At 69.1% G+C, this 14762-nt stretch carries 15 protein-coding genes; 9 read left to right on the top strand and 6 right to left on the bottom strand.

Annotated features, from left to right (window positions below; translation table 11 throughout):
• Positions 1-11: 11 nt before the first annotated feature.
• From paaI to ABD156_RS10115, 4 genes are read left to right on the top strand one after another with little or no spacing between them, the layout of a single operon-like run.
• Positions 12-407, top strand: a complete 396-nt coding sequence (gene paaI, locus ABD156_RS10130) for a hydroxyphenylacetyl-CoA thioesterase PaaI (RefSeq protein ID WP_344269804.1) — start codon at positions 12-14, stop codon at positions 405-407.
• Positions 404-1684 carry a phenylacetate--CoA ligase PaaK gene (paaK, locus tag ABD156_RS10125; protein ID WP_344269660.1) on the top strand — a complete coding sequence of 427 codons (1281 nt, stop codon included), beginning with the start codon at positions 404-406 and terminating at the stop codon, positions 1682-1684. The genes paaI and paaK overlap by 4 nt, the downstream gene beginning before the upstream one ends.
• Positions 1681-2271 (top strand): TetR/AcrR family transcriptional regulator, encoded by a 591-nt coding sequence (locus ABD156_RS10120; RefSeq protein ID WP_116206018.1) that lies wholly within the window; start codon positions 1681-1683, stop codon positions 2269-2271. The genes paaK and ABD156_RS10120 overlap by 4 nt, the downstream gene beginning before the upstream one ends.
• A gap of 45 nt (positions 2272-2316) precedes the next feature.
• Positions 2317-3897 (top strand): SMI1/KNR4 family protein, encoded by a 1581-nt coding sequence (locus tag ABD156_RS10115; protein WP_344269655.1) that lies wholly within the window; start codon positions 2317-2319, stop codon positions 3895-3897.
• A gap of 4 nt (positions 3898-3901) precedes the next feature.
• Here ABD156_RS10115 and ABD156_RS10110 read toward each other — a convergent pair whose 3' ends face one another.
• Positions 3902-4903: a saccharopine dehydrogenase family protein gene (locus tag ABD156_RS10110; protein ID WP_344269653.1), complete on the bottom strand. Its 1002-nt coding sequence runs from the start codon at positions 4901-4903 to the stop codon at positions 3902-3904.
• A gap of 72 nt (positions 4904-4975) precedes the next feature.
• Here ABD156_RS10110 and ABD156_RS10105 point away from each other — a divergent pair, with 72 nt between their 5' ends.
• Positions 4976-5923: a GlxA family transcriptional regulator gene (locus ABD156_RS10105; RefSeq protein ID WP_344269650.1), complete on the top strand. Its 948-nt coding sequence runs from the start codon at positions 4976-4978 to the stop codon at positions 5921-5923.
• Here the strand turns inward: ABD156_RS10105 and ABD156_RS10100 are convergent.
• Positions 5920-6954, bottom strand: coding sequence for an Lrp/AsnC ligand binding domain-containing protein (locus ABD156_RS10100; RefSeq protein WP_344269647.1), 1035 nt, complete (start codon positions 6952-6954; stop codon positions 5920-5922). The two genes, ABD156_RS10105 and ABD156_RS10100, sit on opposite strands and share 4 nt — an antisense overlap.
• A gap of 120 nt (positions 6955-7074) precedes the next feature.
• On the opposite strand from ABD156_RS10100, the gene ABD156_RS10095 reads away from it, so the two are divergent.
• Both ABD156_RS10095 and ABD156_RS10090 read left to right on the top strand, forming a co-directional pair.
• The gene (locus ABD156_RS10095; protein ID WP_344269644.1) at positions 7075-8301 is read left to right on the top strand and encodes a M20 metallopeptidase family protein; all 1227 of its coding nucleotides are present in this window, start codon (positions 7075-7077) and stop codon (positions 8299-8301) included.
• The gene (locus ABD156_RS10090; RefSeq protein ID WP_344269641.1) at positions 8298-9611 is read left to right on the top strand and encodes an MFS transporter; all 1314 of its coding nucleotides are present in this window, start codon (positions 8298-8300) and stop codon (positions 9609-9611) included. The genes ABD156_RS10095 and ABD156_RS10090 overlap by 4 nt, the downstream gene beginning before the upstream one ends.
• On the opposite strand, the gene ABD156_RS10085 is transcribed toward ABD156_RS10090, so the two are convergent.
• Positions 9600-10784 (bottom strand): FAD-dependent monooxygenase, encoded by a 1185-nt coding sequence (locus tag ABD156_RS10085; RefSeq protein WP_344269638.1) that lies wholly within the window; start codon positions 10782-10784, stop codon positions 9600-9602. The genes ABD156_RS10090 and ABD156_RS10085 overlap by 12 nt on opposite strands.
• A gap of 105 nt (positions 10785-10889) precedes the next feature.
• Between ABD156_RS10085 and ABD156_RS10080 the strand changes: the two genes are divergently transcribed.
• Entirely contained in the window at positions 10890-11771 is an 882-nt protein-coding gene (locus ABD156_RS10080; protein WP_344269635.1) for a TetR/AcrR family transcriptional regulator C-terminal domain-containing protein, read from the top strand.
• A 60-nt stretch (positions 11772-11831) separates the two neighbouring features.
• Here the strand turns inward: ABD156_RS10080 and ABD156_RS10075 are convergent, their stop codons facing one another.
• A complete protein-coding gene (locus tag ABD156_RS10075) occupies positions 11832-12215 on the bottom strand; it encodes a hypothetical protein (RefSeq protein ID WP_377927732.1) in 384 nt (127 codons plus the stop codon).
• Between the two features lie 70 nt (positions 12216-12285).
• Here ABD156_RS10075 and ABD156_RS10070 point away from each other — a divergent pair, with 70 nt between their 5' ends.
• Positions 12286-12909, top strand: coding sequence for a TetR/AcrR family transcriptional regulator (locus ABD156_RS10070; RefSeq protein WP_344269799.1), 624 nt, complete (start codon positions 12286-12288; stop codon positions 12907-12909).
• Here the strand turns inward: ABD156_RS10070 and ABD156_RS10065 are convergent.
• Both ABD156_RS10065 and ABD156_RS10060 read right to left on the bottom strand, forming a co-directional pair.
• Positions 12858-14054 (bottom strand): MFS transporter, encoded by a 1197-nt coding sequence (locus ABD156_RS10065; RefSeq protein WP_344269632.1) that lies wholly within the window; start codon positions 14052-14054, stop codon positions 12858-12860. The genes ABD156_RS10070 and ABD156_RS10065 overlap by 52 nt on opposite strands.
• Positions 14055-14121: 67 nt before the next feature.
• Positions 14122-14721: a TetR/AcrR family transcriptional regulator gene (locus ABD156_RS10060; protein WP_344269629.1), complete on the bottom strand. Its 600-nt coding sequence runs from the start codon at positions 14719-14721 to the stop codon at positions 14122-14124.
• Between the last annotated feature and the right edge of the window lie 41 nt (positions 14722-14762).

Below are 14762 nucleotides of genomic sequence, written 5' to 3'. Positions count from 1 at the left end.
CCGCGCACGCCATGTTCGACACCGACGAGGCGTCCCGTTCGCTCGGCATCGAACTCGTCGAGGCGGCCGACGGCCGCGCGGTGGCCACGATGAAGGTCACCGAGACGATGGTCAACGGCCACGACATCGCCCACGGCGGTTACGTGTTCCTGCTCGCCGACACCACTTTCGCCCTCGCCTGCAACACGTACGGGCCGGTCACCGTCGCCGCGGGCGCGGAGATCTCGTTCGTCGCCGCCGGAAAACTGGGCGACCATCTCGTCGCGACGGCCGCCGAGCGCACCCGCTACGGCCGCAACGGCATCTACGACGTCACCGTGCACCGGGAAACCCCCGGCGGGCCCGAGGTCGTCGCCGAATTCCGCGGCCGCAGCCGCGTCATCGAGAAGACCCGGGAAACACAGTGACTGCAGACCTCGCCGAAAACGTCAGCGCCGACGAGCTGGCCGCGCTCCAGCTGGAACGGCTGCAGTGGACCCTGCGGCACGCGTACGAGAACGTCCCGCTATACCGCAAGAAGTTCGCGGAAGCCGGCGTGCATCCCGACGACTGCCGCGAGCTGGGCGACCTGGCGAAGTTCCCCTTCACCACCAAGGCCGACCTGCGCGACAACTACCCGTTCGGCATGTTCGCCGTGCCGCAGGACCAGATCCGCCGGCTGCACGCCTCCAGCGGCACCACCGGGAAGCCGACCGTCGTCGGCTACACCGAGGACGACCTCGACACCTGGGCCACCGTGATGGCGCGCTCGATCCACGCGGCGGGCGGCCGTCCTGGGCACAAGGTGCACGTGGCCTACGGCTACGGCCTGTTCACCGGCGGGCTCGGCGCGCACTACGGCGCGGAAAAGCTCGGCTGCACGGTGATTCCGGCGTCCGGCGGGATGACCGCCCGGCAGGTCCAGCTGATCACCGACTTCAAGCCGGAGATCATCATGATCACGCCGTCGTACATGCTGACGCTGCTCGACGAATTCGAGCGCCAGGGCGTGGACCCGCGCGCCAGTTCGCTGAAGGTGGGCATTTTCGGCGCGGAGCCGTGGACCGAGCAGATGCGGTCCGAGATCGAAGAACGCTTCGCGCTGGACGCGGTCGACATCTACGGCCTGTCCGAGGTGATGGGCCCCGGCGTCGCGCAGGAATGCGCGGAAACCAAGGACGGCCTGCACATCTGGGAGGACCACTTCTTCCCCGAGGTGATCGACCCGTTCACCGACCAGGTGCTGCCCGAGGGCGAACGCGGCGAGCTGCTGTTCACGTCGCTGACCAAGCAGGCGCTGCCGATCATCCGCTATCGCACCCGCGACCTGACCCGCCTGCTGCCCGGCACCGCGCGTCCGGCTTTCCGCCGGATGGAGAAGGTGACCGGCCGCAGCGACGATCTGATTATTTTGCGCGGCGTCAATGTTTTCCCCACGCAGATCGAGGAAATCGTGCTGCGCACCGAGGGATTGAGCCCGCACTTCCAGCTGGTCCGCTCGACCCGCGGCCGCCTGGACCACCTCACCGTGCGCGTCGAAGCCCGCGCGGACACGACTGCCGAGGGCCGGTCTTCGGCGGCCTCCGCGGTTGCCGCCGGGGTGAAGGACGGCGTCGGCGTAAGCGTTTCGGTGGAGATCGTCGACCCGGACACGCTGGAACGCTCGCTCGGTAAAATGCGCCGCGTGCTGGACGAACGCTCGTGACAACCCCCGCCCGCCGCGGCCGTCCCGGCTACGACCTGGAGTCGCTTCTCCAGGTCGCGGTCAAGCTGTTCAACGACCGCGGCTACGACGGGACCAGCATGGAGGACCTGTCGCGCAAGCTCGGCATCACGAAATCCGCGATCTACCACCACGTGCCGAGCAAGGAAGAACTGCTGCGGCTGGCAGTCGGCCGGGCCTTGGACGGACTGTTCGAGGTCGCGGAGTCGACGGAGGCGCTCGACGGGCGCGCGATCGACCGCTTGGAGCATCTGGTGCGCGGAAGTGTGCTGGTGCTGGCGGATCGGCTGCCGTTCGTGACGTTGCTGCTGCGGGTGCGAGGCAATACGAAGGCCGAGCGGGCGGCTTTGGCGCGGCGGCGCGAGTTCGATCATCTGGTGACGGATCTGGTGAAACAGGCCGAGGCGGAGGGAGATGTCCGGCCGGACATCGACCCGGCGATCGCGGCGCGATTGCTCTTCGGCACGGTGAACTCGCTGATCGAGTGGTACCGGCCGCGGCGAGGGTCGTCTCCGGAGGAACTGGCGGACGCGGTGTGCAAGATGGCGTTCGACGGGTTGCGCGCTTGATCCGATTTCGTGCTGTGCGTACGGGTTTCTCGCTACGCTGACGGCATGGATCTGGGGGAGATCGGGCGGACTCTGGCAGAACGGCTCCGAGACTGGGCAGGCGACGGCTGGTCCGAAGCGGTGTTGCAGATTTCGATGGGCGCCTGGGGGTCCGTCGAGGCGTGGACTGACGGATCGGATCGAGGCAATGGGCGCGATCTCCTCGATGCGATGCACGGGGCCTACCCGCGAGACCATCCTCCGGCGGTGTACGAGGTGCGGCTGCGCGCCGACGGCGCCTACCGTTTCACGACCAGCCCCGACGTCGACCGCCTGTCCCCGGCCCGGCGCGTGTTCGATCCGGATTTCCGCTGCCCGCAACGCCCGTCTCCGGGGATGCCGCGACCGGCGGGAGCCGAACCGACCAGTGCGCCGACCGACCCGGCGGTGCTGCGGGAAGTCAGTGCGCTTGTCGCGGAATTCGCCGAGCGGTACACCGCGATCACCGGCCACGCGCCGGACTGGGAACCGGGGCGGAGCGAGGAGGAGATCGCGGCCGCCGAGGCGCGGATCCAAGCGCGGCTGCCGGAAGACCTGCGAGCGCTCTACCGGCTGATCGGCCGGGACTCCGGCGAAACCGGGCTGCTCGGCTACTTCGCCCACGACTCCCTCGACACGGTGGTCGAGGACTACCACTACAGCTGGCCCGGCGCCTACCGCGGAGCCGCCTGCGACGAACCGCAGTACAGAGCGGGCGTGGTGTTCGAGGCAGTGCCACCGGGGCGGATCAAACGCGTCTCCCGCAACGACTGGTGGGTTTCCTTCGGCGGGAATCACAGCGACCAGTGGATCGCGGTCGATCTCGATCCCGCCGAGGGCGGCCGGTCCGGGCAAGTGATCGAACACGGCGATGAGGTGGCTCAGCTGATCGCGTCGTCGGTCACCGAAATGCTCACCGACGTCGTGACCGCCCTTCGCGCGGGCAGATTCACCCGGCACGAAGGCGATCCCCGGCTCGAAGTCCAAGCGGCATTCCACGACGTCCCCTACAAGAACCACGTGCTTCTCGTCCGCGATGTCGCGAAACTGGACCTGACCGCCGAGATCGGCGCCGAGGATCCGGAAGCGATCCAATCCTGCCATCTCAGCGACGGCATCGACGTCGATCTGGCCGTGCTCGAACGGCTGGACGGGCTGCGCGAGGTCGGTGCCCATCGCATGAAAACCGTCGTCCCGAACGTCGCCGGGCTGCCGCTCCTGGAATCCCTCACCATCACCGCCGAACAGACCGACCTCAATGCGCTCTCCGGGCATCCGACCCTGTGGGACCTCACCCTCAGCGGTCTCGCCCACCCCGTCGACCTGACCCCGCTGGCCACTCTCCCGAACCTCACCCGGCTCACCGTCAACGGCCTGGACATCCCGGCGATCGACCAGCTCGCCCGCCTAAAAGGCCTCCGCGTCCTCACCCTCGACGCCAGCCAGCTCACCCGCCTCCTCGCCTCCGGCAACCGCCTCCCCCAGTTGGCCGCCCTCACCATCTCCGGCCGCGTGTTGCTGGCTGAAGCAGTCGAATTCCTCCGTCAGCTCCGCGGCACCGACGTCCGCCTCGAAGAGTTCACCGGCTCGCTCGGCCCGTCCGTTTAACCGTCTATCGCCACACGGCAGTGAAATCGGCGTCCGGTATCGCCGTCAGGAAGTCGGCAGCGGCGAATGCCTCGCCTGGTGCCAGCGCGCCCGCGCCTTGGTACCGGCCGTCGAGGAGCCGGGCAGTGGCTTCGACCAGGATCGGTGCGGTCGTGGCGTAGATGTCGCGCCCGGTCGCGGTGCCGCGGCGAGTCCGCGAACCTGAGCCGGCGGTGACTTCGACAGCGAAGCGTTGCGCCGAACGTCCGTGCTCGTCGTGGGCTTGCGGGGCCGGGGTGTCCGGATCGTGGAGGTCGTCGAGCGGGGCGGTGTTCAGCCAGGAGCGCAGGGTTCCCACCTTGAGATGCCGGTCGATCGTGACGACCTCGGAGAACGGCAGCTCCACAGTGGACTGTGCGCCGATCGGTTCCGGGAAGTCCCATTCGCCGGTCGCCGGGTCGGAGATCGGGACGAGGGCGCCGTCGCGGATGACCAGCCGGGTCGCGGTGTTGCGGGCGCCGGTGACCCGGGTTCCCTCCGTGGGCCACCACCGGTCCAGTCCGATGGCGATCTCGACCTCGTCAGCGGACGTCTCGGGGCCGAGCACCGCGGTGAGGAGCAAATCGGCCAGCCCGCCGTAGAACGCCATGGCGGGCACTACGACTGTCCCGGCCGAGCGGGCGGATGCGTCGAGTTCCCGGTAGAGCTGCTGGACGGCGGGCTGTTCAGCGGTGACGTCCAAGTAGTGAGCACCGGTTTCGACGGCTGCCGTCGCGAGCGGGAGCGCGGTGTCCAGGAACGGGCCGGCGCAGTTGATCACCACCGCCGCGTCGTTGAGGAGCGCCCGCAAACCGGGGCCGTCGTCGATGCTTGCCGCGCGCCGGTCCAGCTCCGCGAACTGAGTGAGCCGCGAGAGGCTGCGCCCCGCGACGATCGGCTGAAGACCGCGTCGCAGCAACTCGTCGACCACGAACTTTCCGGTGTGGCCGCTGGCACCGTAGACCAGGACACGCTGGGAATCTGCCATGAGGCTGATTCTGGACACTCTCGCGTGCCGCTGGTGAGTGTCTGAAAGGACGAGTTGCGTACAGTATCGGACATGCCTCGACTGGCGCTCGTCCTGCATGAGCACGCGATGCTGTACGAGGTCGCGATCGCGGCCGAAGTCTTCGGCGTCGACCGATCGGAGCTCTCCCCCGGCGGTGCCTGGTACGACGTCGTCGTCGCCTGCCCGGAGCGGTCGCCGCGACACTGGTTGCCGCATCTGCCCGCGATCGGCGTCTCGGAGATCGGCGAAGCCGCCGCCGACCTGATCGTGGTCCCCTCCACGGATTCGCCCGGCGAGGAAATCGATCCGGCGCTCGCGGCCGCTCTCCGGGAGGCGCACGCGAACGGCGTCCGGATCGCGGCCCTGTGCACCGGCTCGTTCGTCCTGGCCGAGGCCGGACTGCTGGACGGCCGGATCGCGACCACCCACTGGATGCACGCCGACGATCTGGCCCGCCGCTATCCGCGCGTGAAAGTGCGCGCCGACGTGCTCTACGTCGACGAGGGCGACATCCTGACCTCCGCGGGCAAGACGGCCGCACTGGACCTGTGCCTGCACCTGGTGCGCCGCGACCTGGGTGCCGCAGTCGCCAACGATCTCGGCCGCCGCTTGGTCGTTCCGCCGCACCGGCACGGCGGCCAGGCGCAATTCGTGTCCCCTCCGCCGTCTCCGGACGGTTCCGGCCTGGCACGCACCGCGGAGTGGGCACGGTCCCGGCTGGACCAACCGCTGACGGTTGCCGATCTCGCGCGCCACGCCGGTCTGAGTTCCCGGCAGCTCGCCCGCCGGATGCGCGCCGAATTCGGGTCCGCTCCGCTGAACTGGCTGCACCGGCAACGCCTCGCCCGCGCACAGGAACTGCTCGAACGCACCGACTCCCCGGTCGAGCAGATCGCCGCCAGCTGCGGGATGGGCAGCGCCGCCACCCTCCGCCGCCACTTCCGCGACGCACTCGGCGTCTCACCGTCCGAATACCGCGCGACGTTCCGGCTGGCCTAAGGCGCTTCCCTCCGAGCTGGAGCAGGCATAGTCACCACAAACCCCGTACTCCGCCCCAAATCGTCCAGCAGCCAGCCCATCCGCTTGACCGTCCGCAGGATCAACGCCGAATCCACCACCGACAGCGGCGCCAGATCCTGCTCCAGATGCTCCTGCATCCGCATCGACTCCTCGATCGAGCGCATCCACGTGGTCACCAAAAGATTCGCCGGGCCGGGCAAACTCGCCATCTGCCGCACAGTCGGGTTGGCCCGCAACCGATCCACGCACGTCGACACGTGCGCCACCGGCACCTGGCACCACCAGTTCACGACAATCGGCGACGGCGTCAGCCCCTGTGCGATCTCGCAGCGGAACGTCAGCGCGTCGGCGCTCAGCAGGTGTCCGAGCTGACGCCGGACAGTCGACACGGGGCGTCCGGTGATCCGCGCCAGGTCCGCGGCGCTGCGCCGGCCGTCCTCGCCCAGGGCGACGGTCAGCGGGGCGTAAGGCTCTTCCCACGGCTGCAGCTTGGCCAGCCGCCCGCCGCCGATGGACGGTAGTTGCGACAGTGCCTGCACGCGACGCCGGTCCAGCGCGCCTACTCGCCACGAACTGCCTTCGACGTGCAGCCGCGACGCCAGGTGCGAGCGGGTGTTCAGCACGCCGGGCAGGCTCGGGATCGCGTCCAGCAGCAGGGCGGACAGGTCGCGCAGGCCGAGACCGAAGACCGTCAGCACGAGGCTGTACTCGCGCGAAGCCTCCTCGATGCTGGCCACCGAGGGCCACGTCGACAGTTCCCGGATCAGCTCGCGCACCTGGCCGCTCGCGCAGCGGATTTCCACGTACGCGGCCTGCACCTGGTACAGCCCGGGCACGTGCGGATACGCCGTCACCCAGGCCGCTCCCCCGTCGCGCAGCCGTTCCCAGCGCCGCGCCAGCGTCACCGGGGAGGAGTCGAGCGCCGCGGCCAGTTGCGTCCAGGTGGCGCGGGGGCGAAGTTGCAGTGCGTGGATGAGCGAAAAGTCTTCCTCCTCCAGTGAGTCGATCATTGTTTCTTCTCCAGAGGGCCATCCGGCGAGCGATTCCGACAACTCTAACCCGATATCGGGCGTCAGTTCGCACACTCGACCACCAAGACGCCCGTTCCCCAACGAAGAGGAGCCGAGCCGGTGGACCTCCACGAAGACGCCCGCAGCCAGCAGGACGACCTGGCCCGGCTGCGCAGCGACCTGCACCGCGAGCCCGAGATCGGCCTCGACCTGCCGCGCACCCAGGAACGCGTGCTGCGCGAACTCGACGGTCTCGGTCTGGAGATCTCCACCGGAACCGGCACGACGTCGGTGACTGCGGTGCTTCGCGGCGAAGGCTCGGCCCGTGATTCGGCTCAGCCGCGCACGGTCCTGTTGCGCGCCGACATGGACGCGCTCCCGGTGCAGGAGGCGACCGGGCTCGACTTCGCCGCTACCAACGGCGCGATGCACGCGTGCGGCCACGACCTGCACACGACGTCGCTGGTCGGTGCGGCCCGGCTGCTGCACACACATCGCGACCGGATCAACGGCGACGTCGTCCTGATGTTCCAGCCCGGCGAAGAAGGCTGGGACGGCGCGGGCGTGATGCTGAAGGAAGGTGTGCTCGACGCTGCTGGCCGACGCGTTGACGCCGCGTACGGGCTGCACGTCTTCTCGTCGATGCTGCCCAGCGGCCAGTTCGCGAGCCGCCCCGGGACGCTGATGTCCGCCTCGCACAAGCTGCTCGTCACCGTGCACGGCGAAGGCGGCCACGGGTCGATGCCGCATCGCGCCAAGGACCCGATCTCTGCTGCGGCAGCGATGATCACCGCGCTGCAGACGATGATCACGCGCCGGCTCGACATCTTCGACCCGGCCGTGCTCACCGTCGGCGTCATCCGCGGCGGCACCAAGCGCAACGTCATCCCCGCGACCGCCGAGTTCGAAGCCACCGTCCGCTGCTTCTCCGACGACACCGCCGCTCTGCTGGACACCACGATCCGCGAGACGATCGACGGGGTCGCGCGGGCGAACGGCGTCACCGCGGACGTCGTGTTCGAGAACGAATATCCCGTGACCGTAACGGATGTCGACGAGACGGCGTTCGGAGCCGAGGTCGTCCGCGAGACGATCGGCGAGCAGTACTACACCGAACTGCCCAACCCGGTCGCCGGTTCCGAGGACTTCTCCCGCGTGCTCGCCGCGGTGCCGGGCACGTTCCTCGGCCTCGGCGCGCTGATGCCGGGCCTCGAACCGCACACCGCGCCCAACAACCACAGCCCGTACGCCGATTTCGACCCGTCCGTGCTGTCCCGCGCCGCCACCGTCTACGCAGAACTCGCCGTCCGCCGTCTCGACCGTTTCGCCGAAGGAGCACTGCGATGACTTCTGTGGTCCGAGACCGTCGCCGCACCCTGTTCGGGCTCGGTGCCGGCAACGCGATGGAGTGGTTCGACTGGAACGTCTACGCCACCTTCGCGTCCTTCTTCGCCGCGCAGTTCTTCAACGCCCACAGCGCGGTTTCGGCCCTGCTGAGCACGCTGGCGGTGTTCGCGGTCGGGTTCGCCGCGCGGCCGGTCGGCGGCTGGGTGTTCGGCTGGATCGCCGACCGCAAGGGCCGTCAGCTGGCGATGTCGCTGACCGTCGCGATCGCCGCCGCCGGCAGCCTGGTCATCGGCCTTTCCCCGACGTACGGCCAAATCGGCGTGTGGGCGTCGGTGATCCTCGTGGTCGCGCGGCTGGCCCAGGGCCTCGCGCACGGCGGCGAGCTGCCCTCCGCGCAGACGTACATCGCCGAGGTCGCGCCGCCGGCCCGACGCGGGTTGTGGTCGAGCCTGATCTACTTCTCCGGCACCTGCGGCGTGCTCGTCGGCACCCTGCTGGGCGCGGTTCTCTCCGGCGTCTTGACGCACGAGCAGATGCTGTCCTACGGCTGGCGCATCCCGTTCATCCTCGGCGGCGTCTTCGGCATTTACTCGCTCTACGTGCGGCTTCGCATGCGCGAGACCGAGGTGTTCCAGGCCGCGAAGAAGGACTCGGCGAAGGAGAAGGGCCAGATCTGGCAGACGATCAAGCAGAACCCGAAGCTGCTCGCGCAGGTCGTCGGGCTCACTGTCGGCGCGACGGTCATCTACTACATGTGGGCCGTCGCCGCGCCGTCGTACGCGATCACCGTGCGCGGCGTCGCCCCGACCGGCGCGCTGTGGGCGGGGGTGTTCGCGAACGTCGTGTTCTTGATCGCCTTGCCGTTGTGGGGAATGCTGTCCGACCGCATCGGCCGCAAGCCGGTGCTGTTCATCGCGATCGCGGGCCTGCTCGTGCTGAGCTTCCCGCTGAACGCGATGGTCGGGCACGAGGCGTGGCAGCTGTTCGTGGCGATGTCGATCGCGCTGGTGTTCATGGCCGGGTTCTCCTCCATCGGCCCGGCGGTCTACGCGGAGATCTTCCCGACCCGCATCCGCGCGGTCGGCGTCGGCGTGCCGTACTCGATCGCGGTCGCGGCGTTCGGCGGCACGGCGCCGTACTTGCAGACGCTGTTCGCCGGGAACGGACATCCGTCGCTGTTCATCATTTACGGGATTGTGCTGATGGTGATCAGCGCGCTGGTCGTGTTCACGCTTCCGGAAACCCGGGGCGTGGACCTGCGGGAGAAGGCGGAGACTGCCGACCGGGCAGTCACCGGATCAGGAGCGTAAGGCCGGGTAGGGCTTCAGCGTGATGGCGTTCGCCGAGCGCTGAAGCCCGCCCAGCATTCGTTGCCTGCCCGGCAGATACGGCATCGCTCGCATGACCGCGTTGCGCAGGCGGATGCCGTTCCGGGTCCGCGGGGCGAATCCGCTGGCCCCGCCGGGCGGGCGTTTACGGTTCGCGGCCACGTAATCCCGCATCTCGTCGGCGTAGCGGGCGAAAGCCGCTCGCGGGTCGTCCATAGTGGATAGTTCACCGGCGAGGACGTAGGCGCCGACGATCGCCAGGCTGGTCCCCATGCCGAGCGAACCGCCGAAGGCCGAATCGCCGAGCAGGACCGTGCGACCTCGGTGCCATTCAGCCAGCCGGACCTCTCCGGCGCGGGAGAAGTACAGGTCGTCCGGCAGTTGCGCCAGGAGTGCGGGAATTTCCCAGCCAGCACCGGCGAACGCCTCGGTTACCACCGCGGCTGGGTTTGCTTGCGGCGAAATCGGTTCCGGCGACGTGAAACCGATCAGGACCCGGCAGTCTCCGGAAGTGCCGAGCGGGTACAGCATGACGACCCGGCCGCCGACGCCGTTGCCCGCGGGCAGGTTGTAGACCACCTCCCAGCCGTCGAGAGCGAGCCGCGTCCGGGCCGGGAAGTACCCGAGGTGATAACCCAGATCTCGGACGGATTCCGGGCCGAACGCCAGCGACCGCACGCCTGATCCGATGCCGTCCGCGCCGACCACGACGTCGAACGTCCGCGCCGGGCCGTGCGTGAAGGTCGCGCGGATTCCGTCGGATTCCTCGGTCAGCGCGGTGATTTCGGTGCCGTATTCGATGTCGGCGGCTGCGGCGTCGTGCAGAATCCGCACGAGGTCGGTACGGAGGATTTCGAGATCCGCGATCACGCCGCCGGAATCGCCGAACGCGTCCGCCGCCATCTCCGCCACCCGACGGCCACGCTCGTTGAGCCAGGCTATGCCGCGGGTTCCGGTGTGCGCGGCGCGGACTTCGTCCAACAGGCCCATCCGAGCGACGACCTCGCGGGCCGTGCCGCGGATGTCGACCGCTTGGCCGCCTGGCCGCAACGCGGGAGCACGCTCGATCAGCGTCGGGTGAAAACCGTACTGCCGCAGCCAGTACGCGAGGGAAAGACCGGCGACGCCCGCGCCGGAGATCAGAACAGTGCGCATGTGTACACCGTACGAGCGCTTCTCCTTCGGGTACCTTTGCTCTAGTGCAGTTCTTCTAACGCCCCGGTTGGGTCGATGGAGCGCACTAGTGCACTGGAGGCATCGATGGACGCTGCGCCCTACCAGCGGATCGTGGCCGAGATCCGGGAGCGCATCACGAGCGGACGGCTGCGGCCGGGCGACCGCGCGCCGTCGACCCGGCAGATCACCCGGGAATGGGGCGTCGCGATGGCGACCGCGACGAAGGTCATCGCCGAACTGCGCGAGCAGGGTCTGGTCGACCCCAAACCGGGCGCGGGCACCGTCGTGCGGTCGGTGCGGCGGAAGCGGGAACCGGACCTGAGCCGGGACCGGATCGTGCGCGTCGCCGTCGAAATCGCCGACGCGGACGGGCTGCCGGCGGTGTCGATGCGGCGGATCGCCACCGAACTCGGCGCGGCGACGATGTCGCTGTACCGGCACGTCGGCGACAAAGAAGAACTGCTCCATTTGATGGCCGACACTGTTGCCGGCGAAGCGATCCGCCGCGAGCCGCCGACCCCGTGGCGGGCTTGCCTGGAATACACTCTCCGTCTCTTGTGGACAGTCTGCCGGCGCCATCCTTGGGTCGCCGAGGCGCTGTCCATGACGCGGCCCCGGCCCATGCCGAACCTGATGCGGTACTCCGAGTGGGTGCTGGCAGCGCTGCTCCGGACCAGGCTGCCCACCGAAGAGCTGCTTCTCGCGCACCTCAATCTGTTCGGCCACGTCCGCAGTCTCGCGCTCACCTGGCAGTCGGAAGCGTGGGCGCGCCAGGACACCGGCCTGGCCAACGACGAATGGCTCGACGGCCACGAGGCCGAGTTCCGCCGGATCGTCGGGACCGGCCGCTACCCCGCGCTCGACCACCTGACCGCCCAGGAGACCCAGCACACCCTCGACCAGACCTTCGAATACGGCCTGCGCCTGCTCCTCGACGGCCTCGAACGGCGGCTGGGATGTCCGTGAGGGGAACCTTCAGGGAATCAGAGTCCCTCAGGGTTCCCCTCACGGACTTCTCCGCGGGGGTCAGGTGTCCGGTTGGGTTTCGCCCAGTTGCCACCACAGCGCCGCCCGCAGCTGTTCGATCAGCGCTTCGTCGTCCTCCTCGCTCGGCTCGGCGCCCAGCGGGATCCACCGCTCCTCCACCAGTTCGCCGTCGTCGTAGCTGCTGATCAGTATCCCCGGATACGACACCGTCAGCTCGTCCTCCGGGCAGCCGGTCGCGCACGGCCGGTCGTCCATCCGGACGTGCCGGTAGTGCAACCGCACCCCGACCCACCGGCCGGGCGGCCGCGGCTGCTGGTCCGTGCCGTTCATCGCCCGCTCCCGCTCGCCCCACGTCCCCCGGCTGAAGGTCGCGGCCGGGGCGGCCGGAGTTACCAGCCGGTTGTTCCGGTTGGGTAACGGCATCCGGTGACCGCGCCGCCGGGGAGCCCGCAACGTGTTGACAACGACCTCGCCCGGCGGCGAGGCTGGCGCGGTGAGCAGCGGACCCCGGCGGCGGCTGGACCCCGCGCAGCGCCGCGCCGAGATCCTCGCCGCGGCCCGGCGGTGCTTCGGCGCGGGCAGCTACTCCTCGGTGTCCACTTCGGACATCGCGGCGGCCGCGGGGGTCGCCCGGCCGCTGATCAACCACTATTTCGGCGGCAAACGCGAGCTGTACCTCGAAGTGGTGCGGCAGATGACGATCGTGCCCGCCCCGGTCGTCGACGCGCTGCCCGAGGGCCCGCCCCGGCTGCGGCTGGAAATCGGCATCGACCGGTGGATCGACGTCGTGGAACGCAACCGCGACGCCTGGCTCACGGTGATCGACGCGGCGCACGATCCCGAGGTCGAGCGGATCATGCGGGAGGCCGACGAGATCGCCGCCGACCGCGTGCTCGCCGCCGCTCAACTGCCCGCGAACGGACATCCGCAGCTGCGGGCGATGATTCGCGCGTACGGCGGAATGCTGCGCGCCGCGTCCCGGGAATGGCTGGTCCGCGGCACGCTGGAGCGGGCCGAACTGCGCGCGTTCCTGGTGGAATCGCTGGTGCAACTGCTGGAAACCACCTATCCGGCGGTACTGGCGCAGCAGACCTCCGGAGCGGGCAGCGCCGGCTGAGCCGCTCGACGGCGGAGCGCGGGCAGGATGGTCAGGACAGCGGCCACGGCCATCGCGGCACCGAGGACGATCGGCGCGCGCAGCCCGTACGGCTCGATCAGGCTGGCTCCGACGGACGAGCCGAGCATGACCCCGAGCGTGATGAACGACGAATGCACCGTGTTGACCAGCGGACTGGTGTTCCCCGCCCGCTGCACCCGCACCGCCATCGCGGGGTTCATCGTCACGCCGGCCAGGCCGACCGCGAGCATGAACACCAGCGCGGCCGCAGGCACGTCGGTGAACAGCGCGAAGCCGGCGAGGAAGACCGCGTTGAGGAGCGTGCCAACCACGAGCGTCGCCAGGGTGTGCCGGTCGGCGAGCCTTCCGACGACGCTGTTGCCGATGACTGTGGCCGCGCCGTAGCCGAGCAACAGCAGCGGGACCGTGTCCGGCGAGAACCCGCTGACCTCGGTCAAGATCGGGGTGAAGAAGCTGAATGCGGAAAACGTCGCGCCGATGATCAGCGTGCTGGAGACGAGCGCGAGAATCAGCTTCGGACGGCGGAAAACGCGCAGGTCCGCAGATGCTCGCTGCTGAACCGGCCCGGAATCGCGCACCTGGAACTGAGTCAGCAGCGCGGCGAGCACGGTCAGCAGGGTGATCGTCCAGAACGCCGCCCGCCAGCCGAAATGCCCGCCCGCGAAGGTCGCCAGCGGCAGCCCGAGCAGGGTGCCGAGCATCAGGCCGTTCATCGCGACGCCGATCGCGCGGCCGCGCACGCGTTCTTCGACCAGCTGCCCGCATAGGGAAATCGCGATGCCGAAGAAGGCTTGCGATGCGACGCCGCTGATCACGCGGGCGACCACCATCACCGAATACGTGGTCGCGAGCGCGGCCAGCACGTTGCCCGCCAAGAACACCGCGAAGATGACCATCAGCGCGGTTTTCGGCCGGACGCGCAGCAACACCAGCGTCAGCACCGGGCCGCCGACCGCCATCGCGACGGCGAAGACCGTGATGAGGTAGCCGATCTGCGCGACGTCGACACCGAGTCCGGCGGCGAGCTGCGGCATCAGCCCGGCGACGGCGAATTCGCTGGTGACCATGGCGAAAATGCCTGCCGCCAGTACGTAGACCGCGGACGGCACTTGGGGCGCGGACATGGGAGACCCTTTCCTGTAACGATCGGTTCAAAACCCGGTCAGCGTTCAACCGGGAAGGACGGGGGTGTTACGGACGAAGTGCCCGGGTGGCGGCCTGGACGATGTCGGCCAGCCGGGCCAGCGGCGCGCCGCCTTGAGCGGAGATCCGCAGCCCGGCAACACTGGCGTTCACATACGCGGCCAAGCCTTCCGCGGGAACCTCGGCGGTGACTTCGCCAGACGCCTGACCTGCGCGCAACAAGTCGGTCAGCAGGCGCAGCCGGGCATCGGTGTCGCGCGCGACCTGCTCCAGGAATTCCGCGTTCTCGGTGTCGCCAGCCAGTTCGGCAACGGAATTCACGGCGAGACATCCACTCGGCGCGCCAGTGCTCGACCGTTCGGCTTCTTCGAGGACCACCTTCGTCAGATAAGCCTCGATTCGCGCCACGGCGTCGCCACTCTTGGCGATCACCTCGGCGGTGGCCTGCGCGGTGGTGTCGAGATAGCGGCCGAGGCATTCCGCGAACAGTGCGCCCTTGCTGCCGAAGGTGTTGTACAGGCTGCTGCGGCCGAGACCGGTTGCCTGGCAAAGCTCTTCGGCACTGGTCGCGTGAAAGCCCCGCCGCCAGAACAGGTCAGTGGCGGCGGTGAGCACTTGCTCGCGATCGAAGGTGCGTGGTCGAGCCATGCCGTGAGCCTACGGCATTGTGTAACGATGTGTCCATAACG

The sequence above is a fragment of the Amycolatopsis albidoflavus genome, assembly GCF_039525725.1.
In the GTDB taxonomy this organism is placed as follows: domain Bacteria; phylum Actinomycetota; class Actinomycetes; order Mycobacteriales; family Pseudonocardiaceae; genus Amycolatopsis; species Amycolatopsis albidoflava.
Note: the sequence above shows the minus strand (reverse complement) of the source record. Positions and strands in the feature narration are given on the sequence as shown.

Excerpts from the sequence above, each read along its gene's own strand:
- paaI (WP_344269804.1), top strand. The coding sequence starts at position 12 with ATGTTCGACACCGACGAGGCGTCCCGTTCGCTCGGCATCGAACTCGTC.
- ABD156_RS10115 (WP_344269655.1), top strand. The coding sequence starts at position 2,317 with ATGGATCTGGGGGAGATCGGGCGGACTCTGGCAGAACGGCTCCGAGAC.
- ABD156_RS10110 (WP_344269653.1), bottom strand. The coding sequence starts at position 4,903 with ATGGCAGATTCCCAGCGTGTCCTGGTCTACGGTGCCAGCGGCCACACC.
- ABD156_RS10105 (WP_344269650.1), top strand. The coding sequence starts at position 4,976 with ATGCCTCGACTGGCGCTCGTCCTGCATGAGCACGCGATGCTGTACGAG.
- ABD156_RS10100 (WP_344269647.1), bottom strand. The coding sequence starts at position 6,954 with ATGATCGACTCACTGGAGGAGGAAGACTTTTCGCTCATCCACGCACTG.
- ABD156_RS10090 (WP_344269641.1), top strand. The coding sequence starts at position 8,298 with ATGACTTCTGTGGTCCGAGACCGTCGCCGCACCCTGTTCGGGCTCGGT.
- ABD156_RS10085 (WP_344269638.1), bottom strand. The coding sequence starts at position 10,784 with ATGCGCACTGTTCTGATCTCCGGCGCGGGCGTCGCCGGTCTTTCCCTC.
- ABD156_RS10080 (WP_344269635.1), top strand. The coding sequence starts at position 10,890 with ATGGACGCTGCGCCCTACCAGCGGATCGTGGCCGAGATCCGGGAGCGC.
- ABD156_RS10075 (WP_377927732.1), bottom strand. The coding sequence starts at position 12,215 with ATGCCGTTACCCAACCGGAACAACCGGCTGGTAACTCCGGCCGCCCCG.
- ABD156_RS10065 (WP_344269632.1), bottom strand. The coding sequence starts at position 14,054 with ATGTCCGCGCCCCAAGTGCCGTCCGCGGTCTACGTACTGGCGGCAGGC.
- ABD156_RS10060 (WP_344269629.1), bottom strand. The coding sequence starts at position 14,721 with ATGGCTCGACCACGCACCTTCGATCGCGAGCAAGTGCTCACCGCCGCC.